This is a genomic window from Comamonas squillarum (assembly GCF_025309455.1).
Lineage (GTDB): Bacteria > Pseudomonadota > Gammaproteobacteria > Burkholderiales > Burkholderiaceae_C > Comamonas > Comamonas squillarum.
Map to the genome: position 1 here is coordinate 4,611,365 of NZ_CP104377.1, position 13,974 is coordinate 4,625,338.

A 13,974-nucleotide genomic window follows, 5' to 3' on the forward strand; every position below is an offset into this window, starting at 1 on the left:
TTTAATTTTGACCCGCAATCGGGGACTGTTGCATGTCTATAGCTATTGAAAATAAAGCGGAAAACGCACAGCCAACAGAAGAGAGGGATCTCGGGCCATTGGCGTGGATCAATGACGAGGTACGCCGGTCATTGGAATCCACGGTCAAGGCATTGCTTCGCTACAGCCGGGATGTGGAAGCGGCCAAGGTATCGGATCTGGAGGCTATCGACACCACCGGTATCCGCGTGGCCAAGCAGTACCTGCACCAGGTCAAGGGTGCCTTGCAAATGGTGGGTGTCGACCAGGCCGCCGAGCTGGTGGGTTTGATGGAGGTGGCCGCGCAGCGCTTTGCGGCCAAGCCCCATCTGTGCACCGAGAAATCGGTGGCGCTGATGGAGAAGACCTCGTTTGCGCTGCTGGAGTACCTGAGCCATGTGCTCAAGGGCCGCAACGTCTCCTTTGTGGCCTTGTTTCCGCAGTACAAAGAGATGCAGGCCTTTGCCGGCGTGGAGCGCGTCCACCCGGCAGACCTGTGGCATGGCGACCAAGCGCAGCAGGAGCCGCTGACCCCGGCCGTGGCCGCGCTGCCGCTGGACCGCAGCGCGCGTGAGCGCCTGGACTCGGACATGCTGCAGATCATCAAGTCTGCCGACAGCCGCGCCGCGCAGGATTTGACAGCCGTCTGCCTGGGCCTGGCCCAGGGCCAGACGCAAAAACCCCTGAAGCTGTTTTGGAAGGTGGCCGCAGGCTTCTTTGACGCGCTCGCGTACAAGTTGCTCGACCCCGACCTCTATGTGAAGCGCTCGGCGTCGCGGGTCATCATGCAGTTCGCAGCGCACGCCAAGGGTGGCAGCGATGTGGACCAGGGCCTGCAGCATGAGCTGAATTTCTTCTGTGCCGTGGCCCAGGGCCCCGATGAGGCCAAGGCGGCGGTGCTCCAAGCGGTGCGCGTCAGCCTGCAGACGGAAGCACTGCAAGGCGTCAACTACGGCCAGGAGCGCTTTGGCCAGTATGACCCGGCCGTGCTGGCGCAGGCGCGCAAGCGCCTGGAGTCCGCTGCCGAGCTGTGGTCGTCGCTTGCCGATGGCGACCGCTACAAGATCAAGCCGGTGGCCGACCAGTTCCACCTGATCCGCGAATCGCTGCACAAGCTGCATATCGGTGCCGACGAGCTGGGTGCAGCGCTGGGCCGCGTCACCGAGCGGCTGGTGAGTACCAGCACGCCACCGTCGACGCCGATGGCCATGGAAGTGGCCACGGCCGTGCTGTACCTGCAGGCCAATCTGGAGTCGCTCGATGTCAAGCCCGCGCTGATGCGCGAGCGCGCCGACCGCCTGGCGCAGCGCCTGGACCATGTGCTGGCCGACCAGCCACCCGAGCCGCTGGAGACCTGGGTCGAGGAGCTGTACCGCCGCGTCAGCGACCACCAGACCATGGGCAGCGTGGTCGATGAACTGCACTCCACCTTGGCCGAGGCCGAAAAGCACCTGGACCAGTATTTCCGCAACCCCGACGATGTCTCGATGCTGGGCACCGTCACCGGTTCGCTGTCGCAGATGCGCGGCGTGCTGTCGGTGCTGGGCCTGGACCAGGCCGTTGCTGCCACGCAGCACCTGCGCACCGTGGTGGACCAGCTCGCGGCCGGCCAGGTGGCCGACGATGACAAGCCAGTCGTGTTCGAAAAGCTGGGCAACAGCCTGGGCGCGCTGGGCTTCCTGCTCGACATGCTGGGCTACCAGCGCACCTTGGCGCGCAAGCTCTTTGTGTTTGATGCGACCAGCGGCGAGCTGCGCATTGTGATGGGCACGCAAAAGGCCGGCGATGTCGCACCTGCCCCTGTGCCTGTGGCAGCAGCGCCGGTCGCAGCGCCTGCGGTGCCTGAAGAGCCGGAAGACGATTCCGTCTACTTTGCGCCCACCATTCCGGCGCCGCTGTTCGATGCCAGCCCTGCTCCGGCGCCCAAGGCGCCTGCGGTGCTCGCGCCCGATCTGCAGTTTTTTGCGCCCACGCCGGTGCATGCACCAGCGCCGGCGCCCGCGCCGGTGGTGGTCGCTGCAGCACAGCCAGAGGCATCGGATGAATCGCTGGACGAAGAGCTGCTGGAGATCTTTTTGGAAGAGGCCCAGTCGGTCGTGCAGACCGGCGGCCAGGCGCTGCAGTCCTTGCGCCGTAACGCGGCCGATGCCGAGGCGCTGACGACCCTGCGCCGCGCCTTCCACACGCTCAAGGGCAGCTCGCGCATGGTCGGGCTGGTCCAGTATGGCGATGCCGCCTGGTCGATGGAGCAGGTGCTCAACAGCTGGCTGGCCGAGCACAAGCCGGCCAATGCGCCGCTGCTGGCGCTGAGCGCCGAGGCACTGACCGGCTTTGGCCGCTGGGCCGAGGACATTGGCGCGCAGCGCCAGTCCACCTGGAACCCCGAGATCTTCCGCATCTCGGCCGATGCCATGCGCATCGATGGCCTGCACCTGCCACTGGTGGTGCCCGCCGAGCCAGGCCAGGCCCCCGAGGCCGAGGAATGGCCCCACGATACGCAGCAAATGGCGCTGGAGGCCGATGCCCCTGATGCCCCTGACGCGGTAGAGACTGCCCAGGCCCTGGCCGAGCTGGAGCTGCCGGTGGAGGACGATGCCCCCGCGCTTGTGGCCCAGGCCGAGGCAACGCCCGCGCTGGTATGGCCGCTTGACGGCATCGACCTGGAGCTCAATCCACCCGCTGCACTGGCGCCCGCGCCGGAACTCATCACGCCTTCGGGTCTGGTGCCGCTGGCCATGGCGCCCGAAAGCGCCGAGGAAGTGGACTTCTCCGAGTTCGCGCAGGCCATGGCCAGTGCCGAGGCCAAGACTGCCCCTGTGCAAGCGCCCGAGTCGCTGCAGCCCCATGACAGCGCGCTGGACTTTGTCTCGATGGACGCCGGCCTGGAGTTTGTGGCCGAGGACGAGGCAGCCAAGCTCGATCCCGCACCGACCCGCTTGCCGCTGGAGCTGCCTTCGCTGGATTTGACGGAGCTGCCCCTTGCCCCTGAGTCATCTGCGCCCCCCGCGCAGCCTGTCTCCACCGCTTTCGACTCCATAGAGTTTGCAGACACCATGCTGCCCGAGCTGGAAGCGCTGCCCGAAGAACCTGTGGCCGAGCCCCAGACCTTGCTGGAAGTGCCCGCCGACCTGGTGCTGCCTGCAGTGGCCACGGGCGCGGTGGAAACCCCGCTCGTTGCACAGCCCGAGCAAGCGCAGCACGTGGACACCGCGGCAGAAAGCCTGGGCGAAGCGCTGGCCCCTGCCGCTGTGCCGGAGCCTGAGGCGGTGCTGCAGCCCGAAGCCGTCGCCGAGCTGGAAGCACCCGCCGAACCGAAAGCCCCTGCCGAAGTGGCTGCAGCGCAGGAAGCACCCGAAGTGCCTGTGCAGCCAGAGGCTTTGGTAGAAGCGCTGGCGCCGGATGCCGCCCCGACAGCCCCGGCCGTGGCGGACAACGAGGAGCCTGCCGAGGTGGCCAATGTGCTGGGTGTCAGTACCGCGCTCTTCAATGTCTACCTGGCAGAGGCGGAGAACTGGTCGCACAACCTGGAGAAGGTGCTGTACGCCTGGGCCCAGGCGCCCAACCGCAACTTCCCCGAAGATGCGATTGCCTATGCCCATTCGCTGGCGGGCAGCTCGTCCACGGTGGGCTTTGGCTCGCTGTCTGAGCTGGCACGCGCGCTCGAGCATGCGCTCTCCCATATCCACAACTTCTCCAACCCGGAGGTCTCCTGGCTCAATACCTGTCAGGCGGCGGGCTCGGAGATTCGCAAGCTGCTGCACCAACTGGCAGCCGGTTTTGTCAAACCTGCCAGCGAGATCGTTGTGCAGGACCTGGTCGATATCGCCAACCAGGAAGTCAACTCGCAGCTGCATCCTCCTTACGGCATGGCCGAGTTCGACGCCGAGCCCTCGGGCCTGGCCGAGCTGCGCGAGCACGCACCTGCGGCGGCCGAGCCGGTGCGCACGTTTGCGCCTGCAGCGGTATCCTCAGCCGCCTTGCCCGATATGCTGGAGCTGCGCAACGACGATGCGATCGAAGTGGTCGACGTCATCGACCCGGACCTGTTCCTGATCTTCGAGGAAGAAGCGCAGGAGTTGCTGCCCAAGCTAGGCGCGGCCTTGCGGGAATGGTCGGCCGACGCGCAGTACCTGCCCCCGCGCGGCGAAGTGCTGCGTCATCTGCACACCCTCAAGGGCAGTGCACGGCTGGCGGGCGCGATGCGCCTGGGCGAGATGTCGCACCGCATGGAGTCCGAGGTCGAGGACATTGGCACGGAAAACCTGACCAGCCAGGACATCGAGATTCTGCTGGCGCGCTATGACGGCCTGCAGCACGAGTTTGTCGGCCTGCAAGAGCGTGGCAACCAGGTGCTGGCAGAAGGCGCCTTGCCCCAGCAGGTACCACCCGCGACCGAGATGGGTGAAGTGGTGGCTGAAGTGGCCGCCAGCACGCCAGCTGCCCAGGAAAGCGCTGGTGCCGAGCAGGCTGCGCATGCGGCAGATACGGCCGACGCAGGCGCTGGTGTCCAGCACAAGCCGCTGATGCTGCGCATGGCGCCGGTGCGCGCCGCGGCCGGCCAGTCGGTGCGTGTGCGCTCGCAGCTGCTCGACCGCCTGGTCAACGAGGCAGGCGAGGTGCTGATTGCACGCTCGCGCCTCGATATGCGCCTGAGCAACATCCGCTCGTCCATCAAGGACATGTCGAGCAACCTGGAGCGCTTGCGCACCTTGCTGCGCGATGTGGAGATGCAGGCCGAGTCGCAGATGCAGTCGCGCATGGCGCTGGCAAAGGATTCGGACTCGGGCTTTGACCCGCTGGAGTTCGACCGCTTCACCCGCGTGCAGGAACTCACCCGCATGATGGCCGAGTCGGTCAACGACGTGGGCACCGTGCAGCGCAATCTGCAGCGTACGGCCGAAGGCGCCGAAGACGATCTGATTGCCCAGGGCCGCCAAGCCCGTGAGCTGCAGCGCGACCTGCTGCGCACGCGCATGGTGGAGTTCGACTCCATCTCCGAGCGCCTGTATGCGATCGTGCGCCAGATCTCCAAGGAGCTGGGCAAGCAGGTCAAGCTCGACATCACCGGCGCCTCGATCGAGATCGACCGCGGCGTTCTGGACCGGGTGACCCCGGCGTTCGAGCACTTGCTGCGCAACAGCGTGGCCCACGGTATTGAATCACCCGAGGAGCGCAAGGCCCAGGGCAAGCAGCCGGTGGGCACCATCGCCATCGATGTGCGCCAGGAAGGCAACGATATCGCCGTGTCCATCCACGACGACGGCGCCGGCCTGCAGCTCGATGCCATTCGCCGCAAGGCGGTGCAGTCGGGCCTGATCACGGCCGACGAGCCGCTCGATGTGGACCAGGCCGCGCAGCTGATTTTTGCGCCCGGCTTCTCCACCGCCTCCGAGGTGTCCGAGCTGTCGGGCCGGGGTATCGGCATGGACGTGGTGCGCACCGAGATCCAGTCGCTGGGTGGCCACATCGTGACCACCTCGGAGACGGGCAAGGGCACGCGCTTCCAGATGGTGATGCCGCTGACCACCGCCGTCACCCAGGTGGTGATGATGCGAGCGGGCGACATCAAGTTCGGCGTGCCGGCCAACCTGGTGGAGTATGTGCGACGCGTGCCCAAGGCCCTGATCGAGCAGGCCCATGCCAACAGTATCTACACCGACAACGAGCAGGCGCTGCCGTTCTACTTTGCCGGCGCGCTGCTGCAGGGCAACCTGCGCAGCAACGAGGAGCCGGAGAAGACCAGTGCGGTGGTGATCCTGCGCTCAGCGACCAAGCGGGTGGCGGTCCACGTCGATGAAGTGCTGGGCAACCAGGAAGTCGTGGTCAAGAACCTGGGCCCGCAGCTGGCGCGTTTGCCAGGCCTGGCAGGCATGTCGGTGCTGGCATCGGGCGCGATTGTGCTGATCTACAACCCGGTGGCTTTGTACACCGTCTATGGCGATCAGATCGCCGAGCGCATTGCCCAGGCGGCCGTGCACCCCGAGGTGGCCAAGGCACCGGTGCGCGAGCTGGCCGAGCAAGTGGTGCAGACGCCGTTGGTGCTGGTGGTCGACGACTCCATCACCGTGCGCCGCGTGACGCAGCGCCTGCTGCAGCGCGAAGGCTACCGGGTGGCACTGGCTGCCGATGGCCTGCAGGCACTGGACCGTCTGCGCGAAGAGCGCCCGGTCATGGTGCTGTCGGACATCGAGATGCCGCGCATGGACGGCTTCGAGCTGGTGCGCGAGATCCGTGCCGATGCGGCGATGAACGACCTGCCGGTGGTGATGATCACCTCGCGCATTGCCGACAAGCACCGCGAGCACGCCGCCAGCCTGGGCGTGGACCACTACCTGGGCAAGCCCTATGCCGACGAGGTGCTGCTGTCGCTGGTACGCCAGTGCGTGCTGGACCACGAGATCAAGGCGGCCGACGCCGGCACGCTGCACTGATCGGGTGGAGGGCTCCTGCCAGAAGGGCTGCCTGCGGGCAGCCCTTTTTTTATGCGCGCCAGGCAGCGCATGCAGAGGGCTGTGCAGACAAAAGGGCGGCAGCCTGCCCGTACAATGGTTCCCATGAGCGCTGAGACTGACACTTCCGGGACCATGAACCTCACCCACCACTTTCTGATTGCGATGCCTGGCATGCAAGACGAGATGTTTGGCCGCAGCGTGGTCTATGTGTGTGAGCACAGCGAAAAAGGCGCGCTGGGCATCATCATCAACAAGCCCTCGGACATCACGATGGGCAAGCTGTTTGACAAGGTCGACCTGCCGCTGCGCCGTGAGGACCTGGAGCTCGAGCCCGTGTTCCAGGGCGGCCCGGTGCACACCGAGCGCGGCTTTGTGCTGCACGATCGGATCGTGATCGAGTCGGGCGCCGTCGATGAGTCGGCGTACTCGGCGACCCTGACCATTCCCGGCGGGCTGGAGATGACCACCTCGCGCGATGTGCTCGAAGCGCTGTCCACCGGCGCCGGCCCGCACCGGGTGCTGGTCTCGCTGGGTTATTCGACCTGGGGCGAAGGCCAGCTGGAGTCGGAGATCACCGAAAACGCCTGGCTCACGGTGCATGCCGATGCCGGCGTGATTTTTGACACCCCTGTGGCCGAGCGCTATGACACCGCGCTGGCGCTGCTGGGTGTGCAGCCCTGGGCCCTGTCTGCCGCCGCAGGCCGCGCATGACGGACGCGGCCACCAAGCCTTTGCTGGCCGAGGCTGCGCGCATGCAAAGCTTTATCGCCTTTGACTTTGGCATGAAGCGCACCGGCGCTGCCTTTGGCACCCGCATGCTGGGCACGGCCCGGCCGCTGCCGACGATCCATGCCGAAGGAAAAGCCCGCTTTACCCCGATGGAGAGCCTGATTGCGCAGTGGCAGCCCGATGCGCTGGTGGTCGGCATTCCCTTTCACCCCGATGGCGCCGCCCATGAGAACACGGCGCTGGCGCTGCGTTTTGCGCGCCAGCTGCGGGGGCGCTTTGGCCTGCTGGTGTTCGAGGTGGACGAGCGCTACAGCACCACCGAAGCGCTGGCCAACGGCGCGCGCGACGCCGATGCGGCCTCGGCCTGCATCATTCTTGAACAGTTCATGCGCAGTCTGGATGTGCCTGACGTGGGCCACCCGAACTGAGCCGCTATAGACCCTCCATGCCCGTACTGACTCGCTCCCTCATCGGCCTGTGGCGTCTTGCGCGCATGGGCGGGCATATCACCACCGGGGTCATCACGATCTGGCTGAAATTTGGCCGCATGGGCCATGAGGAGCGCAACCGCGCGGTGGAGCGCTGGGCCGGCAAGCTCATGCAGCTTTGCGGCATCGAGCTGCGCGTGCTGGGCGCCGTGCCCCAGCAGGGCCCCTTGCTGATTGTTGCCAACCACCTGTCCTGGCTCGATATTCCGGCCATCCATGCGGCCCGGCACTGCCGCTTTGTCTCCAAGTCCGACGTCAAGGCCTGGCCGGTGATTGGCGGGCTCGCCAGCGCTGCGGGCACCTTGTTCATCGAGCGCAACTCCCGGCGCGATGCGATGCGCACCGTCAGCCGCATGGAAGAGGCCATGCGCAACGGCGATATGGTCGCCGTGTTTCCCGAAGGCACCACCGGTGATGGCCAGCAGCTGCTACCCTTCCATGCGAACCTGCTGCAATCGGCGATTGCCGCTGAGGCCCCGGTGCTGCCGCTGGGCCTGTGCTTTTACGACAAGCACAGCGGCCGCATGAGCAGCGCCCCCAGCTATGTCGGCGATGAGAGCCTGCTGGGCTCCATCTGGCGCACGGTGACGGCCCCGCCGCTGGTGGCCCAGCTCAACTATGGCGAGCCGCAAAGCAGCGCAGGCCGCAACCGGCGCGACTGGTCGGCCGAGCTGCAGGCGGCAGTGGACCAGTTGCGCCAGGTGCAGCGCTGATACGGACGAGATTTGTTGGGCTTGAGACCCGCGCGTAACGGGGCTTGAGTCATTGAACAGGTTCTCAGTGCTCGGGCGCAAAGCAGACCAGGTGCTCGGGCTGGGCGCGCAGGCCAATGCTCTCGCCCAGCGCATGCTGCAGCTGGCTGGAGACCTGGGCGTAGACCAGCTGCTGGCTGGGCAGCTGCAAGGTGTACAAAAACTGCGATCCCCGAAACGACTTGCGCAGCAGGGTTGCCCGGTAGGGCGATGCCGGGTCAAACACCACCTCGCTGGCGCGCAGCAGCACATCGCAGGCCTCTGGGGCCTCAGGCGTGGCAATGGAACCGAGGGGGGTGTCCAGCTGCCAGCCCTGTGCAGAAGGCAGCGGGCTGGCCGGCAGCAGGCTGCCATGGCCAATAAAGTTGGCCACAAAGCGGCTCGCCGGCTTTTGGAACAGGGTCGTGGCATCGGCCCATTGGTGCAGATGGCCGCTTTCCATCACGCCGATCTGGTCGCCAATGGCAAAGGCTTCGAGCTGGTCATGGGTGACGAAGAGGGCGGTCGCCCGTGCGGCCTTGAGGATGTCGCGCAGCTCATGGGCCAGGCGCTCGCGCAGATCCACATCGAGGTTGGAGAAGGGTTCATCGAGCAGCATCAGCTGCGGCTCGGGTGCCAGCGCCCGGGCCAGCGCCACGCGTTGCTGCTGGCCGCCCGAGAGCTCATGCGGGTAGCGCGCAGCGCTGTTCTCCAGCCCCACCAGGCGCAGCACCTCTTGCACGCGCGCTTGTTGCTCGGCCTTGGGCCGCTGGTGGATGCCAAAGGCCACATTCTTGCCGACGCTCAAATGCGGGAAGAGGGCGTAGTCCTGGAACACCATGCCGATGCGGCGCTTCTCAGGCGGCAGGCTGGTGCTGGTGCTGCTGACCACCTGGCCTTGCAGCCGGATCTCGCCGCCGCTGATGGGCTCCAGCCCGGCCACGGCGCGCAGCAAGGTGGTCTTGCCGCAGCCCGAGGGACCAATCAGCACCCCGATATCGCCAGCTTGCAGCTGCAAGGACACCTGCGCCACGGCAGGCTGGGGGCGCCCGGCGTAGCGCACATTCAGTTGGGAGACCTCAAGAAACATGGCGGCATTGTAGAGGGCCGCCCAATGGCAAGGGCATAAGGATGCTTTGCATAACCCTCGCCCGATGGAATGGACGCGGATCGGGATGAGCCGCAAGGCGTCTTTCGCAGTGAATAGCCGAAGCTATTGACAAGGGAGACAACGCAGCGGATCGCCCGAGACCGCGTTCAGGCCATGGCAGGGATTTATGCAGAGGATCCTTCGCAAGGGCGCAGGTAGAATCGCCAGCTTTTGGCCCGTCAGTGATTCGCATTTGCAAAACCTTGCCCGCTTCCGTCGTCAGCTGCTGCTCGTAGCCATTGCCCTGGTGTTGGTGTTGCCAGTGCTCACGGTCTTTAGCGCCTGGCTGCCCGGGGCGGGCAATGACGCCGATGCCTTTGCCGTGGTGCGGGAGATGTTTGCCACGGTGCTGCCCGGCTATATCCGCACAACGGTGGCGCTGGGCCTGATGGTGGCGCTGGGCGCGGCGGTGCTGGGCAGCTTGTGCGCGGCGGCTGTGACCTTGTTCGATTTTCGCGGCCGCAAGACCCTGGAGTGGCTGCTGCTGCTGCCGCTGGCGATGCCGGCCTACGTGACGGCCTATGCCTATACCGACTTTCTGCAGTTCAGCGGGCCGCTGCAGGTGTGGATGCGTGCCAGCTTTGGCTGGGAAGGGCGCTTGCTGCCGGAGGTGCGGTCGCTGGGCGGCGCCGTGCTGGTGTTTGTGGTCTCGCTCTACCCCTATGTCTACCTGCTGGCGCGCACGGCGCTGAGCGAGCGCGCCGCGCACCTGATGGAGGCCGCGCGCCTGCTGGGCGCGTCGATGCCGCGCCGCATCTGGACGGTGGCCTTGCCGATGGCGCGACCTGCCGTGGTGGCCGGGGTGGCGCTGGTGATGATGGAGACCCTGGCCGATTTTGGCGTGGTGAGCTACTTTGGCATCCAGACCTTTACCACCGGCATCTACAAGGCCTGGTTGGCGATGGAAAACCGCAGTGCTGCCGCCCAGCTGGCCACGATGCTGCTGGTCCTGGTGCTGGTGGTGCTGCAGCTGGAGCTGCGCGCGCAGCGGCGCATGCGCTTTGTCACCAGCGGGGTGGGGCGCGCCTCATCGGCCGAGGCCCAGCCCTACCGCCTGCAAGGCGCGCGCTGCCTGGCTGCCTGGCTGGTCTGTGGTCTGCCGGTGCTGCTGGGCTTTGTGCTGCCGGTCCTGTTCATGCTGCGGCCTCTGGCGGCCGATTGGTCGGTGATTCCGCTGGACCGCTTTGTGCAGTGGGCGGGCAACAGCATCCGCTTTGGCGCCATCACCGCCGTGCTGGCGGTGGCCATTGCGATGCTGGCCGCCTACGCTGCACGCCGCAGCCAGGACTGGGTCACACGCAGCACCGTGGGCCTTATCAGCCTGGGCTATGCGGTGCCTGGCGCGGTGATTGTGGTGGGCTTGCTGCTGCCCGTTGGCTGGGTGCAGCAGGCGTTTCCGCAATGGGGCTTTCCGGCGCTGATCACCGCCACCTCGACCGGCATCATCTGGGCCTACCTGGTGCGCTTTACCGCCATTGCGCTGCAGGCCTTGCAAAGCGGCTACACCCGCATTCCCAAGAGCCTCGATGAATCGGCGCGCATGCTGGGCGTGGGCAGCGCCGGCCTGCTGGCCCGCGTGCATGGTCCGCTGCTGCGCCGCTCGGCCTTGACCGCTGCCTTGCTGGTGTTTGTCGATGTGATGAAGGAGCTGCCCGCGACGATGGTGCTGCGGCCCTTCAACAGCGACACCTTGGCCGTCGTCGCCTACCAGCTGGCACGCGATGAGCGCCTGGGAGAGGCGGCGCTGCCATCGCTGGCACTGGTGCTGGTGGGGCTGGTGCCGGTCATCTTGCTGATCCGCACCATGCGCAGCTCGGCTGCGCGCTGAGAGTCCTCGGCTCCTGGGTCTTTGCCTGTCTGTTGACGCAGCGGGCAGGTCCGGCTATACGCTTGCCATGTGCTGTCGACCCACAGCGCGCTGTGGCCGCAATAATTGGCAATTCTGTGGTGTTCTCGCCGGATCCATAGCGGACCTATATCGCATTTGATCTGGATCAAACAATCACTTCGGGTTTCCCCCTAAACTTCATTTTTGAAACATTAATTGACTATTGGTGTTTCGTTTTTTGAATCACCGGGATGGTCACCATCCGCTCGGTCGGATGGCAGGCGCGCTGAGGTCGTGCCCGGCTTGGCTCCCTGTCCACCTCCCACTGCCGCCCAGCGGCTCCCATCGCGTGCAAACACCAACACCCGTTCTGGAAACAGACAACTGGGGCGTGGCCTATGGCGACAAGGTCATCCTCTCCGGCTTGCAACTGCAGATTGCGCCCTGCGCCGTGACAGCCCTTATGGGGCCGGTGGGCGGGGGCAAGTCCACCGCGCTGCGCAGCCTGGCCGGTCTCAATGACGAGAACCCGCGCTTTGTGCAATGGGGGCAGCTGCGCTATGCCGGCCAGCCGCTGGCAGGCACGCACCGGCCCCAGCTGGTGCGCCAGCATGTGCGCCTGATGCAATCGAGCGTGCTCGATTCGCTGACCGAACTGCTGCAACACAGCCATCCGCGCTCCGGCCTGGACCGGCGTGCCTGGTGCGAGGCCTATCTGGAGCGCATGGGCTTTGCCGATATCCAGCCGCTGCTGGCGCGCACGACGATCGAGCTGTCGGCAATGCACCAGCGCGCCATTGCCATCTTGCGCGAGGCCGCGGCCGAGCCTGCGCTGCTGATGTGTGACGAGCCCACCGCCGACCTGCAGGACTACGACAGCTACCTGCTGCTGGAGCTGCTCAAGCGCATTTCCCAGGAGCGCGCCGTGCTGCTGGTGACCCACAACCAGCGCCACGCCCAGCGCGTGGCCGACCATGTGCTGCTGCTGGCCGGCGGCGCGGTGCAGGAGACGAGCCGCGCCGAGCGCTTTTTCTCTGCGCCTTATTCACCCGCCGGCCAGCAGTTTGTGCGCAGCGGCAGCTGCGCGGTGGTGGCCCCGCAGCGAACGGTGCAAGAGGCCATGCAGGCCGAGCCAGCCCCTGTCACTGTTGCCGCGCCGGCGCCCACCGCTGCGCAGGCCGCACGCCAAAGCCAGCGCGCGGTATTGCCCGATCTGGTGCTGGCCAATCCGGTGCTGGCGGCCGAACATTTTGTGCCTGGCGCACGCGGGCCGCGCGGCTTTGCCTGGCTGGTGCCCGGCAAGCTGGCGGGCACGCCGCTGCCAGGGGTGGTCAACGACACCGATGTGGACATGCAGGCCTTGAAGCGCTGCGGCATCACCGTGCTGGTGTCGCTCACCGAAAACGACATCGACCAGGCGGCGCTGGCGCGCAACGGCCTGCGCAATGTGCATCTGCCCGTGCATGACCGCGAGCCGCCCTCGGTGTCGCAGCTGCAGATGCTGATGCTCAAGATGAAACGCCTGCTGCTGGCCGGTGACGTGCTGGCCGTGCACTGCCTGGCAGGCCTGGGCCGCACCGGCACCGTGCTGGCCGCCTGGCTGGTATTTGAAGGCGTCACCGCCGAAGAAGCGCTGCGCCGTGTGCGCGAGATCGAGCCGCAGTACGTGCAGTCCGAGCAGCAGGAGAGAGCGCTGCTGGCGTACGAGGAAATGCTGCTGGAAAAAATGGGCTGATCGCCGTTTGGCGTCGGCCCTTGACCTACCCACTTTGAAGGAACACAACTCATGTCCATGGATACCGTTTTACAGAAAGTCGCCACCTTTGTGCCTGAATGCCTGGCTGCCGGCTATGTCGACGTGGCCACCGGCATGCTGCTGGCCATTCGCACGGTGGATTCGCACCCGCGCGAGGTGATCGACCTGGTGGCCGCTGCAACGGCCGACCTTTTCAACGGCCCCAATGTCTCGATGATCGAGCGCATGTTCAAGAAGTCGCGTGGCCTGCAGGACGACGGCCACCACTACTTCCAGGAGATCATCGTCAACAGCGACAACCTGATCCACATCTTCATGCGCGGCAAGACCAACCCCGAGTATGTGGCCGTGCTGGTCTGCCGACGCACTGCCAATCTGGGCATGGCGCTGACCAAGGCGCGCATCATCATGCCCGAGCTCGAAGCCTCTCTGTAATAAGATCGGGGCCATGGCCCCAGAAGACACGATCACCATCTACCACAACCCGCGCTGCAGCAATTCGCGCGGCGCGCTGGCGCTGATTGAGGCGCGCGGCATCCAGCCCCGGGTTGTTGACTACCTCCATGCCCAGCTCGATGCCGCCCATCTGGCGGCGCTGATCGCCCAACTGGGTTTGCCAGTGCGCGAGGTGATGCGTAGCAAGGAAGCCATTTACCAGGAACTGGACCTGGGCCTCGAAGGCCTGAGCGATGCCGAGCTGATCGCGCAGATTGCCGCCCACCCCGAGCTCCTCAACCGGCCGATTGTGGTGAGCGCCAAGGGCGCCCGTTTGTGCCGCCCGCCCGAGCGGGTGCTCGATCTGCTCTGATGGGCCCGGCCACC

The 13,974-nt window shown here is 66.0% G+C and carries 9 protein-coding genes; 8 read left to right on the plus strand and 1 reads right to left on the minus strand.

Annotated elements, in window-relative coordinates:
- Window positions 1–152 precede the first annotated feature (152 nt).
- From N4T19_RS20970 to N4T19_RS20985, 4 genes are all read left to right on the plus strand, one after another.
- Window positions 153–6,449, plus strand: a complete 6,297-nt coding sequence (locus tag N4T19_RS20970; protein ID WP_313900074.1) for a hybrid sensor histidine kinase/response regulator — start codon at window positions 153–155, stop codon at window positions 6,447–6,449.
- 123 nt (window positions 6,450–6,572) lie between these two features.
- Window positions 6,573–7,181 (plus strand): YqgE/AlgH family protein, encoded by a 609-nt coding sequence (locus N4T19_RS20975; protein WP_260718931.1) that lies wholly within the window; start codon window positions 6,573–6,575, stop codon window positions 7,179–7,181.
- Window positions 7,178–7,627 carry a Holliday junction resolvase RuvX gene (gene ruvX / locus N4T19_RS20980; protein ID WP_116924640.1) on the plus strand — a complete coding sequence of 150 codons (450 nt, stop codon included), beginning with the start codon at window positions 7,178–7,180 and terminating at the stop codon, window positions 7,625–7,627. Before N4T19_RS20975 ends, ruvX begins: the two co-directional genes overlap by 4 nt.
- Before the next feature lie 17 nt (window positions 7,628–7,644).
- Window positions 7,645–8,400, plus strand: coding sequence for a lysophospholipid acyltransferase family protein (locus tag N4T19_RS20985; protein ID WP_182345063.1), 756 nt, complete (start codon window positions 7,645–7,647; stop codon window positions 8,398–8,400).
- Window positions 8,401–8,464: 64 nt separating this feature from the next.
- Here the strand turns inward: N4T19_RS20985 and N4T19_RS20990 are convergent, their stop codons facing one another.
- A complete protein-coding gene (locus tag N4T19_RS20990) occupies window positions 8,465–9,508 on the minus strand; it encodes an ABC transporter ATP-binding protein (RefSeq protein WP_182345064.1) in 1,044 nt (347 codons plus the stop codon).
- A 253-nt stretch (window positions 9,509–9,761) separates the two neighbouring features.
- On the opposite strand from N4T19_RS20990, the gene N4T19_RS20995 reads away from it, so the two are divergent.
- The 4 genes from N4T19_RS20995 to arsC all read left to right on the plus strand — a co-directional run bounded on the left by N4T19_RS20995 (window position 9,762) and on the right by arsC (window position 13,960).
- Window positions 9,762–11,396 carry an ABC transporter permease gene (locus N4T19_RS20995; RefSeq protein ID WP_116924643.1) on the plus strand — a complete coding sequence of 545 codons (1,635 nt, stop codon included), beginning with the start codon at window positions 9,762–9,764 and terminating at the stop codon, window positions 11,394–11,396.
- 349 nt (window positions 11,397–11,745) lie between these two features.
- Entirely contained in the window at window positions 11,746–13,131 is a 1,386-nt protein-coding gene (locus tag N4T19_RS21000) for a phosphatase domain-containing putative toxin (protein ID WP_243419238.1), read from the plus strand.
- A 51-nt stretch (window positions 13,132–13,182) separates the two neighbouring features.
- The gene (locus tag N4T19_RS21005; RefSeq protein ID WP_116924645.1) at window positions 13,183–13,587 is read left to right on the plus strand and encodes a hypothetical protein; all 405 of its coding nucleotides are present in this window, start codon (window positions 13,183–13,185) and stop codon (window positions 13,585–13,587) included.
- A gap of 13 nt (window positions 13,588–13,600) precedes the next feature.
- On the plus strand, window positions 13,601–13,960 hold the full coding sequence (gene arsC, locus N4T19_RS21010) for an arsenate reductase (glutaredoxin) (RefSeq protein WP_116924646.1): 360 nt from the start codon (window positions 13,601–13,603) through the stop codon (window positions 13,958–13,960).
- Window positions 13,961–13,974: the final 14 nt, after the last annotated feature.

Bases quoted from the DNA above. Each gene is read 5' to 3' on its own strand.
- N4T19_RS20975 (WP_260718931.1), top strand. From the start codon at position 6,573: ATGAGCGCTGAGACTGACACTTCCGGGACCATGAACCTCACCCACCAC.
- ruvX (WP_116924640.1), top strand. From the start codon at position 7,178: ATGACGGACGCGGCCACCAAGCCTTTGCTGGCCGAGGCTGCGCGCATG.
- N4T19_RS20985 (WP_182345063.1), top strand. From the start codon at position 7,645: ATGCCCGTACTGACTCGCTCCCTCATCGGCCTGTGGCGTCTTGCGCGC.
- N4T19_RS20990 (WP_182345064.1), bottom strand. From the start codon at position 9,508: ATGTTTCTTGAGGTCTCCCAACTGAATGTGCGCTACGCCGGGCGCCCC.
- N4T19_RS21005 (WP_116924645.1), top strand. From the start codon at position 13,183: ATGTCCATGGATACCGTTTTACAGAAAGTCGCCACCTTTGTGCCTGAA.
- arsC (WP_116924646.1), top strand. From the start codon at position 13,601: ATGGCCCCAGAAGACACGATCACCATCTACCACAACCCGCGCTGCAGC.